Source organism: Lysinibacillus sp. NPDC092081 (assembly GCF_044755845.1).
GTDB lineage: Bacteria > Bacillota > Bacilli > Bacillales_A > Planococcaceae > Lysinibacillus.
The window spans coordinates 46,309-65,008 of the sequence record NZ_JBIVRU010000007.1 but is presented as its reverse complement, the minus strand read 5'-3'; the positions used below and the strand labels follow the sequence as shown (position 1 = coordinate 65,008).

Annotated in this window: 15 protein-coding genes and 1 pseudogene; 10 read left to right on the top strand and 6 right to left on the bottom strand. The window is 32.9% G+C overall.

Features of this window, described 5'->3' with window-relative positions:
* Positions 1–137: 137 nt before the first annotated feature.
* The 3 genes from ACIQLB_RS12685 to ACIQLB_RS12675 form a co-directional block, all read right to left on the bottom strand.
* A complete protein-coding gene (locus ACIQLB_RS12685) occupies positions 138–572 on the bottom strand; it encodes a DUF3021 family protein (protein ID WP_400726049.1) in 435 nt (144 codons plus the stop codon).
* A gap of 12 nt (positions 573–584) precedes the next feature.
* Positions 585–1,022 carry a LytTR family DNA-binding domain-containing protein gene (locus ACIQLB_RS12680; protein WP_400726047.1) on the bottom strand — a complete coding sequence of 146 codons (438 nt, stop codon included), beginning with the start codon at positions 1,020–1,022 and terminating at the stop codon, positions 585–587.
* A 260-nt stretch (positions 1,023–1,282) separates the two neighbouring features.
* Positions 1,283–2,224, bottom strand: a complete 942-nt coding sequence (locus ACIQLB_RS12675) for a DMT family transporter (RefSeq protein WP_400726044.1) — start codon at positions 2,222–2,224, stop codon at positions 1,283–1,285.
* Positions 2,225–2,745: 521 nt separating this feature from the next.
* Here ACIQLB_RS12675 and ACIQLB_RS12670 point away from each other — a divergent pair.
* Together ACIQLB_RS12670 and ACIQLB_RS12665 are read left to right on the top strand one after the other, a co-directional pair.
* Positions 2,746–3,282: a PadR family transcriptional regulator gene (locus tag ACIQLB_RS12670; RefSeq protein WP_400726041.1), complete on the top strand. Its 537-nt coding sequence runs from the start codon at positions 2,746–2,748 to the stop codon at positions 3,280–3,282.
* A 24-nt stretch (positions 3,283–3,306) separates the two neighbouring features.
* Positions 3,307–5,046, top strand: a complete 1,740-nt coding sequence (locus ACIQLB_RS12665; protein WP_400726038.1) for an MFS transporter — start codon at positions 3,307–3,309, stop codon at positions 5,044–5,046.
* Between the two features lie 401 nt (positions 5,047–5,447).
* On the opposite strand, the gene ACIQLB_RS12660 is transcribed toward ACIQLB_RS12665, so the two are convergent.
* Positions 5,448–6,029 (bottom strand): hypothetical protein, encoded by a 582-nt coding sequence (locus ACIQLB_RS12660; protein WP_400726035.1) that lies wholly within the window; start codon positions 6,027–6,029, stop codon positions 5,448–5,450.
* Between the two features lie 698 nt (positions 6,030–6,727).
* Here ACIQLB_RS12660 and ACIQLB_RS12655 point away from each other — a divergent pair.
* The 5 genes and pseudogenes from ACIQLB_RS12655 (at position 6,728) to ACIQLB_RS12635 (ending at position 13,637) form a co-directional block, all read left to right on the top strand.
* Positions 6,728–8,206: an Lsa family ABC-F type ribosomal protection protein gene (locus ACIQLB_RS12655; protein WP_400726032.1), complete on the top strand. Its 1,479-nt coding sequence runs from the start codon at positions 6,728–6,730 to the stop codon at positions 8,204–8,206.
* A 546-nt stretch (positions 8,207–8,752) separates the two neighbouring features.
* Positions 8,753–10,732 (top strand): Na+/H+ antiporter, encoded by a 1,980-nt coding sequence (locus ACIQLB_RS12650; protein ID WP_400726029.1) that lies wholly within the window; start codon positions 8,753–8,755, stop codon positions 10,730–10,732.
* Positions 10,733–11,194: 462 nt separating this feature from the next.
* Positions 11,195–12,621: pseudogene (locus tag ACIQLB_RS12645) on the top strand (ABC transporter permease).
* A 10-nt stretch (positions 12,622–12,631) separates the two neighbouring features.
* Positions 12,632–13,318, top strand: a complete 687-nt coding sequence (locus ACIQLB_RS12640; protein WP_400726026.1) for an ABC transporter ATP-binding protein — start codon at positions 12,632–12,634, stop codon at positions 13,316–13,318.
* Between the two features lie 49 nt (positions 13,319–13,367).
* Positions 13,368–13,637 (top strand): hypothetical protein, encoded by a 270-nt coding sequence (locus tag ACIQLB_RS12635; protein ID WP_400726023.1) that lies wholly within the window; start codon positions 13,368–13,370, stop codon positions 13,635–13,637.
* A 404-nt stretch (positions 13,638–14,041) separates the two neighbouring features.
* On the opposite strand, the gene ACIQLB_RS12630 is transcribed toward ACIQLB_RS12635, so the two are convergent.
* Positions 14,042–14,203 carry a hypothetical protein gene (locus tag ACIQLB_RS12630; protein WP_400726020.1) on the bottom strand — a complete coding sequence of 54 codons (162 nt, stop codon included), beginning with the start codon at positions 14,201–14,203 and terminating at the stop codon, positions 14,042–14,044.
* Positions 14,204–14,534: 331 nt separating this feature from the next.
* On the opposite strand from ACIQLB_RS12630, the gene ACIQLB_RS12625 reads away from it, so the two are divergent.
* Together ACIQLB_RS12625 and ACIQLB_RS12620 are read left to right on the top strand one after the other, a co-directional pair.
* Positions 14,535–15,197 carry a response regulator transcription factor gene (locus ACIQLB_RS12625; protein ID WP_400726017.1) on the top strand — a complete coding sequence of 221 codons (663 nt, stop codon included), beginning with the start codon at positions 14,535–14,537 and terminating at the stop codon, positions 15,195–15,197.
* On the top strand, positions 15,190–16,647 hold the full coding sequence (locus ACIQLB_RS12620; protein ID WP_400726014.1) for a HAMP domain-containing sensor histidine kinase: 1,458 nt from the start codon (positions 15,190–15,192) through the stop codon (positions 16,645–16,647). Before ACIQLB_RS12625 ends, ACIQLB_RS12620 begins: the two co-directional genes overlap by 8 nt.
* Before the next feature lie 164 nt (positions 16,648–16,811).
* Here the strand turns inward: ACIQLB_RS12620 and ACIQLB_RS12615 are convergent, their stop codons facing one another.
* Entirely contained in the window at positions 16,812–17,318 is a 507-nt protein-coding gene (locus ACIQLB_RS12615) for a MarR family transcriptional regulator (RefSeq protein ID WP_400726012.1), read from the bottom strand.
* A 158-nt stretch (positions 17,319–17,476) separates the two neighbouring features.
* On the opposite strand from ACIQLB_RS12615, the gene ACIQLB_RS12610 reads away from it, so the two are divergent.
* Positions 17,477–18,487 (top strand): quinone oxidoreductase family protein, encoded by a 1,011-nt coding sequence (locus ACIQLB_RS12610; protein WP_400726009.1) that lies wholly within the window; start codon positions 17,477–17,479, stop codon positions 18,485–18,487.
* Positions 18,488–18,700: the final 213 nt, after the last annotated feature.

Genomic DNA, 18,700 nt, shown 5'->3' with positions numbered 1-18,700 from the left:
TTAAACGGATGGAAGGTTGTATATGGAAAAACAGTAAGTTGTATTCATAGGCCAATAAGATGCAAAAAAACGGTAAGCTCTAATACTTACCGTAAAATAATTTGTTAAGACAACTACTGCTTATTAATTTTTTTTGACTACTCATCAAAGTCGTTCTTTAATGCCTTTAGTTTTTCATTGATTTTTTTTGCATCTTTTTTATCATTTTGCCATGATAGTAGACGAACAATGATATAGATTACGGCAATTTGCAGTGCAAGAACGATTATTTCTGATGTGCCATTTACAAGATGAATAGCACTGCCAAGGACAATCAATAGAATCTCCAAAGTGAAGAAATGAATAATAATCCTTATTCGCATTTCCTTCTCGCTGTGATCGTTAGGAGAATATAAAATAAATCCCGTTAATGCACTTAAAAATGAAAATGCCATAATGATATAAATCGAGTTCAAATCAAATGCCATGTCAGAATAAAACATTTGTCGCAACAAAGTGATAATCATGATTATGGATGCAAAGATGATAAAGAAATTCTTAATTATCTTTTGCACAAATTCTAAAAAATTCATATGTATCCCTCTTTACAAACCAAGCATTTTTTTTAAGACAGGCACATACTGCCTTGATATAACAGCACGTTCTCCGTTATCCAACACCGCTTCGAATCGACCACTAATGGTCGGATAAACAGATGAAATTTTCGCGATGTTCAAAATAGTTGATTTCGATGCGCGAAAACAGTTTTTTCCCGTACATAATTCTTCTAACTCGTATAGTTTTTGTTTTACCTCAAAAACGCTGTCCTTGCAGTAAATAAAAACTTTTCCCTCGACTGCCTCGAAATAATAGATATCATTAAGCTTAATGCGGTGAACACTATCATTTTGATGTCCGAGTAAAATGAGGTTCTCGGTTTTCAGATTGTTAATGATGTCATATATTTCGTCATCAACCTCATGACACCTAATAAGAATCTCTTCTTCTAATTCTTGGCTTATTTCTTCTATTGAAATTTTCATATGATCACCCACGAAAATTCAAATTATTTCAGTTTAACTCGAACTCTGTATAAACTTGCAAATGAAACATGACTAAAAAAGGTTTGTTTATCCTAATGATAACACCTCCATTTACAATCCTTTTTTACATTATATCAGGTTACTGTTTTGATTTTATTTTATGATAGTATCCAGAATCTGCTAAGTCAAGTGCAGGAGAAAGGGTTCATGAATATATTAGACTTATTCGTTGTTTCCACAAGAACATATTGATAGGCGACTTAAAATACCCTGATTAAAAAAACGCCAACTATCATAACAATTAAACCAAATATTTGTATTGGTTTAATTTGATTTTTAAAAGAGTTAAATAAACCGAATTTCTCTACCATCAGGCTACCAGTGATTTGACCAAATAAAACAAGGACTACAGTTTGCCCATTTCCGATTTGATCAACGAGAAATACATTTATTAGAACATAAGCCCCCCCTAAAATACCTCCAATCCATACCCACCAAGGAGCTGACTGTTTAATAGGCTCTTTAATATTTGTGTAAGAACGATCCATGACCCCAACGACGATAATTAACGTAATGGTACCTACAAAAAATGAAACAAAGGCTGCGTGGGAAGAAGAATTCAGCACTTTTCCTAACTGACCATTGATAGCAATTTGTGTAGCCAGTAATATTCCTGACATTATTCCTACTAAACGCCAAATCCATTGATTTAACATGTTTTTCTTAGTTGCTTCGGAAGGATATTGGTTAGTTTTCATACTCGGTATAGCCACAGCTAAAAAAACACCTATGATGACTAGTAATACTCCAAAAACTCGGTTCAAACCGAAAGAATATTGTACAGAGTTAATCCAACCATAATTGTCTATTAGCATACTCATCAAAGTCATTCCCAAGATTGGCATTATCGCCGTTTGTACACTTCCTAATTTAGGGAATAAAAGTATATTGGTAGTTACGGCAACTGCACCACAAATTCCCCCTAGCCATATAAAAATAGGTTGGCTTAAGAATAAATCTAATGGAATACCTAATGGTAAACTACTAACTAATATTGTAATGGCTAAAAAGATTACCCCCACAGCGAATGAGATCATGGAAGCTAAAAAAGGGGAAATCACGAAATTTCGTAATTGAGCATTGATCGCTGTTTGCATAGCAAAGACGGCTCCAATGCTTATAGCTAGCAGTATTACAAACATAAGAATTCACCCCAAATCTTGTTGAATAAAATTTAGTTTTTTGTAATGAGATATTCTCCTTCTCATAACTAAAAAATAAAAACGACGATATTGACTAATCAAAACCGCCGTTTGGCATATTGAATAAATTTTTGGCACGAAAGTTCAGATTTGATCACTATTCGAAAAACCGTATGTTTTCTCTGTGTCTAGGAAGTTACGCTGTTTTTGGTTAGATGTGACATTCGAAATCATTAAAATCCATTTTATTAAAAGGTAATAGTTAATCTATGAATGTTCATGTAATACGATTATAAAATGATTACACATTTTAATGAAGTAAAAAAAGACTAAATATTGGTTTCAGTCTCTTTTTGTTAAACAGAATTTTTATAAATTCATTATATTCAGGAGCTATATTTTTCTGCTTTTTAAATTTAATGGTTAAACTTTACAAATGAATAAATAAATTATATAATCAATAATCATATTAACAATGTTTATATGGTTGTTGATTATATTCATTATGTGAGGTGCTTATTTTGAAAGGAAGAGACGTTGTTTTAGGGTTACTCATGGAAAAAGAATTATCTGGTTATGATATAAAAATTGTTTTTGAAGATGTATTCACGCATTTTTTTGATGGCAGTTTTGGAATGATTTATCCGACTTTAAGACAGTTGGAAAAAGAGGGGAAAATAAAAAAAGAGGTTGTCATGCAAGAAGGTAAGCCAAATAAAAAAATGTACTTCATAACAGATGAAGGAAGGGAAGAGTTTTATCAATACATGAAGACAGATGTAGAGAAGGATGTTCTACGTTCTGATTTTTTAATGCGGATGTATTTTGGGAATTATAGCGATACCAATTCAATGAAAAAGTGGATTGAAGAAGAAATTGAGAGAAAAGAGGCGTATGTTGCAGATCTTCTCTTAAAATATGAAAAGTGGAAAGACGGTATTACTTTTGCAGAAGAGATTTCATTAGATGTTGGGATTGCATCTTATACGGCACAAGTTGAAACATTAAAAAATAAATTAGCACAATTAACAATACAAGAAAAAAGAGATGAAAAGTAAAGTTTCATGAGAGCGGGGGAATTTATGGAACAACCAAAAGGATTCAAAATCGTTTTCTTAATGTGTTTAGGGATTTTCTTGTGTATGATTGATACGACAATTATGAATATTGCCTTACCAGCAATACAGACTGATGTGAACACATCTTTGGAGAAAATGTCTTGGATATTGAATGTCTATACGATGTCTATTGCGGTATTAGCGATACCACTAGGGCGAGTCGCTGATATCTTTGGAAAGGCAAAATTATATATTATAGGTTTAATAGTTTTTGGAGTAGGTTCTGCGTTATGTGCTTTTGCAAACACGGGGGATTTTCTTATTTTTTCTCGTTTTATTCAAAGTATAGGAGCTGCTGTTTTGTTTCCAACAAGTATGGTAATTGGCGTATCAGCAGTTCCAATGGAAAAAAGGCATGTTGCGTTGGGGATTTTAGGGGTGACACAAGGGTTATCGGCAGCCATAGGTCCTGTACTAGGAGGAGTTATTACACAAAATTTAGGCTGGAGATGGGTGTTCTTTGTGAATCTTCCGATTTGTGTAATTGCAGTTGTTTTATGTTTCATTATGTTAAAGATAAAGAATGAGCAACGAGTAGTTGCTAAAATTGATTGGACTGGATTAGTACTTTCTAGTTTTGCTATTTTCTTTTTCACACTTGTTTTAGTTAAAGGCAATACCTGGGGATGGCTGAGTCACTTTGCATGGATTTGCTATATCATCAGTGTTACTTCTTTTATTCTATTTATCTTAGTTGAAAAAAAGGTTACATCACCGATGGTCAATTTGCAGCTATTTAAAGATCGAACTTTTGTTGGAGCTTCTATTGTAGTTATACTTAGTAATTTGTTTTTAATTGGTGTAACTGTTTTGCTTCCAACATTTCTCACAAAAATACAACACCGAACAGAAATGGAAGCAGCTTTTTTAGTGACACCTATTTCGGCCATGATATTTTTAGTTTCTCCGTTTGCTACACTGGTAATGAAGAAGCTTGGCAAGGTTCAGGTTATTTTAGTGGGGTTTATAGTTATGAGTATTGCTTATTATTGTTTACAGCTGATAGGAGCTGATTCAACTAGTAAAGAAATTATTATTCCGTGTATGATTTTAGGTGTTGGATTTGGTTTAGTTGTTGGGCCAATTACTATATTAACAGCCTCCACGTTTGAGGGGGAATTATTAACCGCCTCTCAAAGTGTTGTGTCCATGCTCAGACAAATTGGAATTGTCTTGGCTGTAGCTATTTTTGTATCAGGCTTGACTCATAATTTATCTTTAAATAAAGAAAATGTTTATCACTATGCGGAAAAAAAAGTGCATGCTCTTCATGTTGATCCAGCGGAGCAAGAGCAACTATTAATAGTAACAAAGGAAAAAATACAAAACAAAGGCTTAGAGTCGAATATAGAAAAGAAACAGGGAACTCATCACATTGGCATAAGTCAACAACAAAAGGAAAGCATGATTAAAGAGAAAGTAAACAATGCTTTAAATGAAGTTCCTGTAGAATACAGAGAAATAAAACGGGTAGAAATAACAAATCAAGTAACGCAAGCGGTTGAAGAAAAAATAGAGAACATAAATAGAGAAATTAATACAGTCTCGGATGATATTAGTCATTACGCTGAAAAAGAGATGGCAAAAAGTTTTACTGATTTATATAAAGTGAGTGTACCAATTATTTTGCTCTGTAGTTTAGTCGCTTTTATGTTTCGTAATAGAAAATTTGAAGTTAGTAGGAGAAAAAGACAAAATGTATAGTAAAATTCTTATAACTTCTAAATGGGTTACTTCAGATATTAATATGGATTTATATTTTGTTAAGAAAAATATGGAGGAATCTACAGCTAAACGGACAGCTAAAACTATCGAATTTGTACTATAATTATTTTACTTCTCACTCAAAAGACCATGACCAGACGCTCAAAAACAATCGAGTTTCTGGTCGTTTTAGTTGTAAATTGAAAGGTTGGATTTATATGAATATGTATCAGATCCTTTTTAACACGAAAATTATACTAGTTGTAATTTTTCTATATTTTAAAATTGAATTACTACTATTCAAGAATAATTCAGAAAAAATTAAAATCAATTATGGAATCTAACATAAAACAACACCCTGAAATAAAAAAGGCTGTTTTCGTATAGATTGTTCCTTTCTATTAAAGGTTTCTGAGAAGATTAGCGAAAGCAAAAATAGCCTTAAATATCAAACATATACCTACGATTACAAACATCTTACTGGTCCATCTCAAATCGCCTGTTTGTTTTTGCATCTCTTTGTAATATTTTATCGTTATAAATACACCAGACATCAGGAAGAGCGCACAAGCGATATACGCGATATACAAAACTATGTCTACGTCCTTGCCAAATTCCTTACCTGTTTCGATGGCTAGTATCGCTATAAAGTATATAAAAGACATAAATATAAAAAGTGCTTTTTCCTTCCATTCTAATTTTCTATTTTGCTTTTTCGACACTTTATACCAATGCTTCACATCTTCTTGCGATACATACTGCGCAACGATAGCTTCTACTTGTTCCGCATATTTTTTTCGGACTTCGACTGTATAAAACGCTTCGTATTCTTCATCGTTATTTTCCGAGCTGAATCTTTCAGAGGACCGCTTAAAAATGTCTTTGATTCCTACTTCAAACGGTACGTTACTTCTCTCTAAGTGTTCGATAATTGCTACGACAGTATCTTCTGAATGTCCAACCAATATTTCCTTTTTAAACAAAATCAGCACCTCTTACTAAACAAATCTAATTACGTTTATATAAACTAATCGACTTAAATATGCTAATTTAAATGAGGGTAATTATCAACATCTAAATATTGGTAATCCATTGACTTTATTACTCGACCGTTAGAAGTCAATTTGGGATTGATATTGATGCTTCTTGTGGTCAATTGGATAGTAATTATCAAAAGGGACAAACAGTAATTTGAGGTGAAGATGAAGCTTGAATTGTATTTTAGGAAAAAATTTGTTAATATACAATTACAATGATGAGAGGACTGATGGATGGACAATGATTAACTAATCTGTATTTTTATTTGAAATGAAAAACTTCAAACTACAAAATATAGGATTAGTCTGTCCATTTTTATAAATCAGTTTACACTTTATATGTCATAGTTCCAATGGCAAATAAAGAGCTTATTTAATATAAGTGAAAGACTAATCCTTCCAATTTACAAATTGGGAGGATTTTTTATTCTCTCATGGTTAAGATCCAATTATTAAATCTGTACCTTTCATTTACTAAATAAAGGAGAGTGAAAAATGAACGATTCAGACACTATTGTTACGCATGTATTACTCCGTACAAGTCGTTAATATCCATCAAACTTATACGGAGAAATTTAGAATAGATGGATATGCCGACTTTGTATAAAAAGTAAAAAGTATTGCTATACAAAGGAGGAATTATCATGTCAATGATCCAAGTTCAAAATTTAACTTTTTCTTATCCAAGTAGTTTTGACAATATTTTTGAAAATGTAAACTTTCAAATAGATACGGATTGGAAACTTGGATTTATCGGTAGAAATGGACGAGGAAAAACAACATTCTTTAATTTATTATTAGGGAATTATGAGTATAGTGGGAAAATCAATTCTTCGGTAGAGTTTAATTATTTCCCTTATCCAGTTTCAGATAAAAACAAGCATACGCATGAAATCATGGAAGAAATTTGCCCCCAGGCAGAAGATTGGGAAATTCTTCGTGAAATCTCCTATCTAGACGTTGATGCCGAGGCAATGTATCGGCCTTTTAAAACATTATCAAATGGAGAACAAACAAAGGTGTTGCTTGCTGCACTTTTTTTGACGGAGGGTCAATTTCTATTAATTGATGAGCCAACCAACCATCTAGACACGGAAGCGCGAAAGATGGTCTCTGACTATTTAAGGAAGAAAAAAGGGTTTCTATTAATTTCACATGACAGAATCTTTTTAGATGGTTGCGTTGACCATATCTTATCTATAAATAGGGCAAATATTGAAGTTCAAAGTGGTAACTATTCTTCTTGGAAGTTAAATTTTGATCGACAGCAAGAACACGAAGAGGCAACTAATGAGCGTCTACAAAAAGACATAGGGAGATTAAAACAGTCTTCAAAGCGTACATCAGGTTGGTCAAGTCAAGTGGAAGCTTCCAAAAATGGAACAACGAATTCAGGTTCTAAGTTAGACAAAGGTTTTGTAGGACATAAAGCAGCGAAGATGATGAAGAGAGCAAAGAACCTTGAAGCTAGGCAACAAAAAGCTATTGAGGAAAAGTCAAAACTGCTAAAAAATGTGGAAAAAACGGAATCATTAAAATTAGAATCATTGGCGTTTCATTCAAATGAATTGATTGTTTTGGCCGATGTGTCTGTTCAGTACGATAACCAAATAGTAAATAAGCCAATTAGCTTTAAACTGGAACAAGGTGACCGAATTGTGCTTGATGGAAAGAATGGAAGTGGGAAAAGTAGTATCCTCAAACTAATTCAAGGAGATTCGATACAGCATACAGGCTCCATGAATGTAGGTTCAGGTCTCATTATTTCCTATGTCCAACAAGATACTTCCCATTTGAAGGGATTGTTATCGGATTTTATTGAAGAGCATGGGATTGATGAAACGTTATTTAAATCTATTCTACGTAAGATGGACTTTGACCGAATTCAATTTGAGAAAGATATTTCTCATTATTCTGGTGGACAAAAGAAAAAGCTGCTTATAGCCAAAAGTTTATGTGAAAAAGCGCATATCTATATTTGGGATGAACCGTTGAATTTTATTGATATTTATTCGCGTATGCAGATTGAAGAGCTTATTCAAAAATTTAATCCCACAATGGTGTTTGTTGAGCATGATCGGGCATTTCAACAAACAGTTGCAACAAAAACTATATCTATGTAGTTAAATAATATGTAAGAAAAGAATCCATTTTGATCATCTTTTTTCAAAATGGATTCTTTTATTTATTGTTTCTTAGGAAAAATAATTTAGTTAAAATCTATACAAAAATGATGCCTCTATTACTGGAAACAATGATGTATTCTTATTCTCCATTGTGATTGCAGTGATTGGATTAGGACTGGGTTTATGTTTAAAAAGCAAAAAAAAATCGAAGCTTCCAAATAAACCTTCAAGTTTTAGCTTGATTATTTATTATACGGTTGATTTAAAAGAGTGATCCTTGCTAATAATTATTTTATTAATGAAAAGCCGTTTCGCTATTAGAGAAACGGCATTTCACTGTACCTAACCTAGTAGAATGGTTCACTCGTGGGTGAAATATTTAGGGGTAAATTGAGTCAGTGAACAAATACTGATTGTGAAAAGTAAATAATTTACTATTGTGAACAGCAAACAAATATGAAAATTGGTTTACAATTAGGAGGAATTAGGTTAAAACTTGGTTGACCTTGAAAAATAATATTACTTAGAAAAAGAAGGTCGTATATGGAGCTCTTAATATCGATATTAATTCTACTTGTATTATTATTAGTGACAAATGTCCTGGCACATTATATTTCTTTCATCCCGATTGCTCTAATTCAAATTGCAGTTGGCATTCTAGTTGCTTTAGTAGCAAAGGATTTTACCATTGAAATTGAAGCGGAATGGTTTTTGCTATTATTTATTGCACCATTACTTTATCATGATGGAGCACATTTTCCTCGTGAACAATTATGGAAAATGCGATTACCGATTTTAGGCAACGCTATTGTATTAGTATTATTAACGACTATTGTTGGTGGTCTGTTTGTGCACTGGATGATTCCGTCGATTCCTTTAGCGGCTGCCTTTGCTTTAATGGCTATTTTATCACCTACTGACCCAGTGGCGGTAAATGGCATCGCCAAACGAGTTCATATTCCAGATCGTATAATGAATTTAGTTCGTGGGGAATCTTTAATCAATGATGCATCAGGGTTAATCGCGTTTAAATATTCAGTTGCGGCGATTGTAACGGGTTATTTTTCATTGAAATCAGCAACAAGTGATTTTCTTTATATGTTTTTTGTTGGTTTACTTATAGGGATTTTCGGTGCATTAGCAATATTTTGGATACGACTTCATCTTCGCCGTATTGGCATAGTGGATTCAACATTTTACGTCTTGCTACAAGTTCTAACACCATTTATTTTATATTTGATAGCAGAAGAAGTATTTCATGCTTCAGGGGTAATAACAGTTGTAACAGGTGGAATTATTGCGGCAATTGTGAAAGAAAAGACCGAAAGTTTCATTGCACAGGAACAGGTGGTAACAGAACATGTTTGGTCAATTGTGACCTTTACATTAAATGGGGTTATTTTCCTCCTGCTAGGGCTACTGTTACCTTCTGCCACAAATTCTATACTAGTAAGCGAGGAAATTCACAATAGTATCCTTATTTTATATGTGCTAGGAATTGGCTTGATGGTGTTAGTCATCCGTTTTGTTTGGGTGATGTTCTTTCATGTAGTAGATAAAAAAATATTTAAGAACGAAGAAACAGTGACCATTAAAGATCATATTGTGACAACGCTTGTTGGCGTTCGAGGTACGATCACGATGGTAGGTATATTATCATTACCTTTAGTAACAAATCAAGGAGAATTATTTCCAGATCGTCAATTACTTATTTTCTTAGCTGCAGGTGTTATTTTATTCACCTTGATAATGGCAACCTTATTTTTACCTTTATTAAATGATCAAGAAAAAGCCCAACAGCCAAATATAATGAATGAAAAAAGAGAAATGTTAAAACATGCGATTCGTAGTATTCAACGTGAAACAGTTGAAGAAAATGCTGCTATAGCTCTAAAGTTAATGAATCAATATAACGCAATGTTAATGAATGTTGAGAGAAAACAGTCAGAAGAAGCATTTCAAGCATACAGGCAACAAATGTTGGAAGCTAGAAAAATTGGGATGGAATTAGAAATAATTTATACGAGGCAATATATAGCTGAACTTGGATTAAATGAATCTATTCAACAGGAAATTGATTATATTCTTAAAGAAAGAAAAGATATATTAAATAATCGAACATTTACTTTGTTAAAACGTCGTTTACGTCATTTTTTACGTGAACGGAAGATGAGCAAACTACCAGCCAATGTTGTAGAACAAATTAATAAAGTAAAGAAAGGTTTAAAAGATTATGTGACATTATCAATTATAAAGCATGTTCAAGAAACGAATGAATATTCTTTAGATATTGCGCAAAAAGTGGAAATGTACTATCGTCACTTACAATTTTCATCTTATAAAATGGATTCTTCAGAGCAAGAGGAACAAAAAGAATACTTAGCTTTAATAGCCATTGAAGCACAAAGAAATCTTATAAATGAATGGTATCAGGCCGGTGATATAAATAATGAATTAGCTAAAGAACTAAGAAGATTTGTAAATAATTTGGAAAGTGTTATTTTACTTGAAGAGGAAGAATAAATGGTGGCTGCCTAGCATAATTTGCTGGGCTTTTTATGTGCTTTGTTACTTTGAGTTAGCTACGACTAATCAGTCAATAATGCAATTGGTAATCGGTGCTGGTACAACTATTGGAGGAATTTTTGTTGAAAAAGTATAACTATCTTCAGTTACCTGGATAGGCTAGGTTCATCGGAAATAGGTATAGTACATGGTGTAATTACTAATAGATAAATGAAAATACTATTCTTTCTAATTATAAATAGGAAGAATAGTATTTTCTATTTGTTTGTATTGATTTATCAATTGTAATCACCTGCACATTTATTTACTGAAATTGCTACTTTAAAGCATTCCTCACAAAATATAGCTCGAAAATTGATTTACGTAAACTCCCGTATTTCTCTAGATAAACTACGCAGTATCTCCATGTAAACTACAGATTATCCTTCTATAGTTGAACTATCAAGGAGGTAATAAAAAATGAATTTTATCAAACGTGCATTTTTAAGTGTTAAAGCAAGGAAAGGAAAATCGCTAATATTATTTACTGTATTTCTAGTAGTATCTAATCTAGTATTAGCGGGTTTTGCAATCCAAAATGTCGCACAAAAGGCGAATGATCATGCTAGACAAACATTAGGTGTAGACGTGAGTCTTAGAATCGATGAAGAGAAGCTTATGGAAAATGTGGCGAAACAGCGAGAAGAGAATCCGAACGGAAAAATAAAGCATCCGGAACTTTTGGTAGAAGAAGCAGACCAGTTAGCTAAATCACCCTATGTAATAGACTACAACTATATTAAAAGTGACATGCTTGTAGCAGATGATTACGCACCTATTAATAGTGAAAAAGATGATGAAGGGGTAATTGGAACAGTAGGTGGTAGTAACTCTGGAAATATGAAAATGCCGAATACATTTATCCAAGGTGTAAGAAGTTCCTATTTAATGCAAGATTTTACAGATGGAACGAATGAAATTATTGACGGTCGTCCAATTACATCAGAGGATGCGAATAAGAAAGTAGCGCTGATTGAAAAACGGTTAGCCGAACAAAACGAGCTTCAAGTTGGTGATAAGTTAAAGATTAAATCACCTGATGAAACATCGAAGGTTGAGTTAGAAATAATAGGGATATACAAAAATTCCGGGATAACTGACTTTGAGGAAAACTTACCAGCTATGATGCATCCGTCGAACAAAATATACGCTACTTATGACTCAACGACAGAAATGAATGAAGAAAGTGATGAAAAGGGTGTATCTATTAACGAGCAATTTACTACTTAAATGATCCAGAAAATATTGAGGATTTTAAAGCAGACGCAAAGAAAACAAATATTAATTTCGATCTATTTAAGTTAGATGCGCATGATGCTTTATATCAAAAAATGGTTGGCCCTATCGAGAATATTGCTGCTACTTCCAAATGGATTGTCTATTTAGTATCCATTGCAGGATCAGTTATATTAGGTCTTATTATTATGTTGACCATAAAAGAACGACGGAAGGAATTAGGTATTCTACTGGCCATCGGTGAAAAAAAGAGGAAATTAATAGGACAACTGTTAGTAGAAGTACTATGTATAGCTGTACTAGCATTTGGCATTTCTATCATTACCGGTAAAACAGTGTCTCAAAAAATGGGAGACAGTTTATTACAACAAGAAGTTATTGGTGTCGAAGATCAACAACAAGAATCAAATACTTTAGGATTCTCGTTTGGAATGGTGAATAAACAAGATAAAGATGTTGAACCTATCGACAATATTGATGTAAGTATATCATCACAAGATGTATTGAATTTAGGTGGGCTAGGGTTATTAATTGCGATTTTATCAACACTTCTTCCAGCATTATCAATTCTTCGCTTAAATCCAAAAGAAATACTATTAAAAGATGGGTAGGAGGAGTCATATGAACATCATATTACAATTTAAAAATCTAAATTACTATTATCAAAGTAATAATGGGAAGAATACTTTATTAGAGAATGTCAGCTTTACCTTTGAAACAGGGTGTTTCTATAGCATTTTAGGTCCTTCAGGTTCAGGGAAAACAACAGCACTTAGTTTAGCAAGTGGATTAGATAACCCAAAAGAAGGGCATGTACTCTACAAAGGAAATGATATACGGAAAATAGGTTTAGATAAATATAGAAATAAGTATGTTTCGATCATCTTTCAATCATATAATCTCATTACGTATATGACGGCTCTTCAAAATGTCGTTACAGCAATGGAAATTACGGGGGTTAAAATAAAAGATAAAAAGAGAAGAGCTCTTGATTTATTAGAAATGGTTGGCTTGTCGGAAATCGAAGCAAAAAGAAAGGTTTTACAGCTTAGTGGTGGTCAACAACAGCGTGTAGCCATTGCTCGTGCATTGTCTAGTGAAGTAGATTTATTAATTGCGGATGAACCGACTGGTAATTTAGATGAGAAAACTTCGGATGAAATTGTAAAATTGTTCAAAGAACTAGCTCATAAAGAAAATAAATGTATCATCGTTGTCACTCATTCCCAGGAAGTCGCTAAACAGTCTGATAAGGTAGTTTATCTTGAACAACGAAATTTGGTTTGTAAAAATTTGGAGAAGAAATAGCAATAAAATTTTATTATTATAGATGAAATATTAAATTGGAGTGAAGAAAATGTGGACAAAAGTAGCAGCATCCATTGGCTTAGTATCTATCGGAATAGCAATTGGTTTATTTGCGAACTTGGTGAATTTAGGTGAAGACTCGGATCAAAATGAAACCAATATGTACCAAGATCATAACACGTATTCAGAAGAAAAGATTCCTGATCAGCGGCAGTGGGAATCTCCAAATCCAAGAGGAGAAATGACACCAGAACAGTGGGAGGAGTTCTCATCAAATTCAGAAGAAGATATGATACAAGGTTCTACATCTCCTAATTGAATTTTTTTCATACATTAAATTCTATAATACTATAGCCCGACAAATGTACCTTCAAGCAAATGAACTATACCCTAAATATTAGTTATGAATAACATACGTTCCCCTTAGGATAAACAGGTGAAAATTAAAACATGTTTATCTTAGGGGGAACTTTGTGTCTTAATCAAAATTTTATGTAAGAAATCTACCAGTAGAGATTTTTAGAATGGAAGCTCTTAAAAAGACTATATCCTTATTGGTAGGAAAGTAATGAAGGAGGAAGTATAAAAATCTTATGCTAAAGGATGAAATTATTATGATCATAAGTAGAAAATATTAATTTTACAAATAAATCTTTAAACGACAAAAGAAGAATCCATCTTTTTTCAAAATGGATTCTTCTTATTATCCTATTAAAAATACTTTTAAGAGATTTTAATCATTATCATATTAACAAGTGACTTCATACTCTTAAAGAAGATATCCTCTGCTCCTAATGCTTTAAGCGATACGTATGTTAAACACGAACACAATAATAATGTAAAAACGACCAATAATATCAATGGACGTAGATCAATTTTATACATAAAAGCTTCTCCTTAGTTGAATAAGTTGAAAGAAAATCTAGACGTGCTCATCCTATTGAAAGTACACATATAATAGAATCAATTTTCTTTCTCAACTAATGTACATGACCAATATGGTATCTGTGTGGAGATATTGAGGTGTTTACGTAGAGAAGTTGAATCAAATCTTTCCATCCAGTCGATTGTGGTGATCTCATTGATGTTACAAAACAAAGTCGTAAAGAACTTCCATATTTGTAATTGAGATTGTCTAATACAATTTTAAAAAGTGAGGCATCTTCACATAAACTACAAATTGAACGGTTATAATGGCTACGAGGGGGATCTATCGATGAACTATCATATTCTTGTAGTAGAAGACGATTTAGAAATTCAAGAATTAATTAAACAGTTTTTAATGACACAAAATTATACTATTGAGGTTGCCTCAGATGGTCTAGAGGGAATGAAACGATTTAATTCTCAAGCCTTTGATTTAATACTTCTTGATGTCATGATGCCAAACCTTAACGGGTTTGAAGTTGCCAAAATGATGCGTAGTGAGTCAAGTATACCAATTATTATGTTAACCGCTTTAGAAGAAGAACAAGATCAAATGAAAGGCTTTGATCTAGGGGTTGACGATTATATAACAAAACCATTTTCATTTCATGTGTTGATTAGACGAGTACAAGCGGTTTTAAGAAGAAGTTATGGTAATAATAAAGAGAATCATTTAAGTTTTAATGAACTACATGTCGATCGTGATGGATATAAAGCTTATGTAGATATGATTGAAGTACCATTAACAACTAAAGAATTCGATATTCTACAACTACTACTTCATAATGAAAAAAAGGTGCTTACTAGAGAAATCATCATTGAAAAAATTTGGGGCTATGATTATGCAGGAGAAACACGAATGATTGATACACATATAAAAAATTTAAGAAAAAAATTAAATATACCCTACATTAAAACAGTAAAGGGTATTGGATACAAAATCGATGAATAGGATTGTCAACATCATGAAGATGAAAAAAATAACCTATAAACTCTTTATGATTACGTCTCTTATATTGTTATCTTTTGCAGTCTTGATTTATTTAACTTTATACTTTTTTCTTCCAACTTTTTATGAACAATATAAAACTAATCAGCTGCAATCTGGAATAGAGGAAATAATCCATAATTCTAAGAATTTAACATTAACAAGTGCGATACCGCTTTTTGACGACTATATCAAAAATAACAATGCCTTCATTTACCTACAAACTAAAGAAGGAACTATTATATATTCGCCTAATTTTTTGATGCAGGGAATTTCGCAATCATCGTATGCTCCTGCAAAAGCTGCATTAATACAGAATGAAACTCCTAGGAATGCATATTTTGTTACTTTGCCGATTCAATTTCTAGATGAAGGTAATTTGACGGTTACTGTAATGGCGACATTCCAACCTATTGATGAAGCGTCGCAGGTCTTAGTACGTTTTCTACCTTTTATAAGTATCATTGTAGTAGTTATTGGATTGGGGAGTGCCTATTTATATTCAAGGTTCATTACAAAACCGCTCATTTATATAAATGAGGGCGCGCAAAAAATGGCAAACCTAGATTTTTCCGAAAACATCGTAGTTCGTTCAAATGACGAATTAGAGGAATTATCCAATAGCTTGAATGAAATGTCGAATAATTTGCAACGGACTATGATCGATTTACAAAAAGCAAATGAGCAATTAAAAGATGATATTGAAAGAGAAAGGAAAATTGAAACAAAACGTAGGGAATTTTTCGCAACTGTTGCACATGAATTAAAAACGCCTCTCACTGTAATGAAAGGATATTTAGAAGGGATGATTTATAATATCGGTCCTTATCAAAATCGTGATCTCTATTTAGAAAAAAACCACAAAATAATCGAAAGTATGGAACAATTGGTTCGGGAAATTTTAAGTATGTCTAAACTAGAACAAGATACCTTTAAACTGGAATTGGAAGAAGTCAATCTTTTAGAATTATTGGATACAATAACGAAAGATCTAGGTTATTTTGCTTCTCAAAAAGATATTCAGATAATAACACAAATTTCTCCTTACATGAATGTAGATACAGATCGTGACTTATTAGAAAAAGCCTTGAAAAACATAATCCATAATGCGATTACGTATTCACCGCAAGGAGAAACAGTGTTTATAGTGGTAACTGAGCTTTCAAAAGAAAGTCAGATTGAAATAAAAGTGATTAATACAGGTGTTAACATTAAAGAAGAAGAAATCCAACAATTATTCGAGCCATTTTATCGAATCGAAAAGTCAAGAAATCGAAATACAGGTGGAAGTGGTCTCGGTCTATATATTGTAAAACAAATTTTTGAATCCCTATCTGTTACCTATTCAATAACTAATAGCGAAGATGGCGTCCAATTTTTAGCCAATATACCTTATTTCGATTGTAAAGATTAAAACGTAAATAGAGGAATTTTTTCTTCGAAATAATCAGGCGTTGAACTGCTTCATTAGACAACGGAAACAATAAAAATGTTTTAAACGGCTTGAGTCCTGAATTCTAAAGGACTCAAGCCGTTTAATCGTTTCTGGTAGCCGTAAGGAAGGTAAGTCGAGGTAGTTTACTCCTCTAATTGAACCAATGATTGTTTTAAGATGTCTTCTAATACTTTAGTTAAAAAATCCAATTCATTAGAGTGGTATTGATTTAAAAAATGAATTACATTCTTCTCTATATGCTCATGGAGATCCTTGTGAACCTCAAACAATTCATATCCGAGTGGTGTAATAGAAAAGAGAATTTCCTTTTTATTATCAGGCAACTGCTCTTTTCTTATGAGGTTCAAACTCTCTAACTTGCGCGTGATTTTTGAAACGGTTCCTTTTGGAATTTCCATTTCTTTGGAGATCGTAATGCCATTAACAGGCCCGAATTTTCCAATTGCATCTAAAACATGTAACATCATTATCGTTATATTCGGCAAAAGTTGTCTTAAAATTGGATTTTTAACCTTTCGGGCCATCCACTGCTTTTCCTCGTCATCTCCGTCTGTAAATCTTTTCGAAACTTGCTCAGTTAATTTAATGATTTGAAAAACAAGAGCATCCTTTTCTATGTTATCGTACATCGTTTATTCACCTTTTCATTAGTTTATTAAGAAATAACTCTGTTTCTATAGTATACAAGAAATAAATAATTTCATAAAGTTTCTTGGAAACAATATTGACATCGATTCATAAAATGGTAATATGGTTTCTAGGAAACAATTTTGGAGGAGAGGATAAAATGAGAGCTCAAGAAAAGATGCAAGCCGTTCGTATTTATGAATATGGCGGTCCCGAAAAAATGCAGTTAGAATGGCTGGATATCCCTAAAATAGGTACAGATGAGGTGCTCGTCAAAGTAAAGTTTGCCTCTGTGAATTTCCTTGATATTCAGATGCGTCGTGGTGACCTGGTAAAGCAAAAATTTTACGGAAAGGAAGCAGGTTTCAATAATAACCTGCCAATTACGATTGGTAGTCAATGTGTGGGCGTTATTGAAGCGGTAGGTGAAAATGTTGACCATTTAAAACCTGGAGATAGGGTAATCTGTGGAGGCGGGGGAACCTATGCAACCCATGTAGTTGCTTCAGCAAAGAGAATGGTTCCAATAAATATAGATATTCCTGATCAACAAGCAGCAGCCGGACTGACACAGGGGTTTTTAGCCTATGCCTTTACACATAAAGCTTATCCTATTCAAGGGAAAGAATGGTGTTTAATTCAAGCAGCAGCTGGCGGACTTGGAAGTTTAATATGCCAAATGGCAAAGCTTCGAGGAGGAAAAGTAATTGGTGTAACATCAAAAGAAGAAAAGGCGAAATTTGTGCTTGAAGCTGGTGCAGATATCGTTTTGATTTCCACTAAAGAGAACATTCCTGAGAAAGTTAGAGAAATAACAAATGGAGAGGGTGTCCGTGTGGTTTATGACGGGGTTGGAAAGGATACCTTTGAATCAAATTTGAATAGTCTTGGTTTAGGAGGTTACCTAGTGATGTATGGTCAGTCAAGTGGATATGTTCCGCCATTTGATATAATGAAACTCCAAGAAAAAGGGTCTCTATTTTTAACAAGAACAAATGGACTTCCGTATATGAAATATTGGCCCGAATATATGGAAAATTTTCAAAAGTGGGTAGCAGATGACAGTATTTCTATAAAAATAGACCATGTGTATCCCTTAAAAGATGTAGCCAAGGCACATTCTAAAATGGAAGGTAGAAATTCGGTTGGAAGAATTTTGTTAAAGCCTTAAGTAATTGATAACGAGAAAGGGTATTCCATTTGTATTTTTGTGTAATTATATGGTAATACAGGAATAATTGCGTTTAGATAGAAAAGATACAAGAGAACACGTATGCCAAACTTTACTTTGTAATGATCACCAAATTGGATAGCATTGCCCTCAAAAATGTTTTTTCAAGGGGGTAGTATCCCATTTTTCTCATTACAAAGGAACCGAGCAACC

Bases quoted from the DNA above. Each gene is read 5' to 3' on its own strand.
- ACIQLB_RS12650 (WP_400726029.1), top strand. From the start codon at position 8,753: ATGGAGCTCTTAATATCGATATTAATTCTACTTGTATTATTATTAGTG.
- ACIQLB_RS12685 (WP_400726049.1), bottom strand. From the start codon at position 572: ATGAATTTTTTAGAATTTGTGCAAAAGATAATTAAGAATTTCTTTATC.
- ACIQLB_RS12655 (WP_400726032.1), top strand. From the start codon at position 6,728: ATGTCAATGATCCAAGTTCAAAATTTAACTTTTTCTTATCCAAGTAGT.
- ACIQLB_RS12635 (WP_400726023.1), top strand. From the start codon at position 13,368: ATGTGGACAAAAGTAGCAGCATCCATTGGCTTAGTATCTATCGGAATA.
- ACIQLB_RS12665 (WP_400726038.1), top strand. From the start codon at position 3,307: ATGGAACAACCAAAAGGATTCAAAATCGTTTTCTTAATGTGTTTAGGG.
- ACIQLB_RS12620 (WP_400726014.1), top strand. From the start codon at position 15,190: ATGAATAGGATTGTCAACATCATGAAGATGAAAAAAATAACCTATAAA.
- ACIQLB_RS12625 (WP_400726017.1), top strand. From the start codon at position 14,535: ATGAACTATCATATTCTTGTAGTAGAAGACGATTTAGAAATTCAAGAA.
- ACIQLB_RS12630 (WP_400726020.1), bottom strand. From the start codon at position 14,203: ATGTATAAAATTGATCTACGTCCATTGATATTATTGGTCGTTTTTACA.
- ACIQLB_RS12680 (WP_400726047.1), bottom strand. From the start codon at position 1,022: ATGAAAATTTCAATAGAAGAAATAAGCCAAGAATTAGAAGAAGAGATT.
- ACIQLB_RS12615 (WP_400726012.1), bottom strand. From the start codon at position 17,318: ATGTACGATAACATAGAAAAGGATGCTCTTGTTTTTCAAATCATTAAA.
- ACIQLB_RS12640 (WP_400726026.1), top strand. From the start codon at position 12,632: ATGAACATCATATTACAATTTAAAAATCTAAATTACTATTATCAAAGT.
- ACIQLB_RS12610 (WP_400726009.1), top strand. From the start codon at position 17,477: ATGAGAGCTCAAGAAAAGATGCAAGCCGTTCGTATTTATGAATATGGC.
- ACIQLB_RS12675 (WP_400726044.1), bottom strand. From the start codon at position 2,224: ATGTTTGTAATACTGCTAGCTATAAGCATTGGAGCCGTCTTTGCTATG.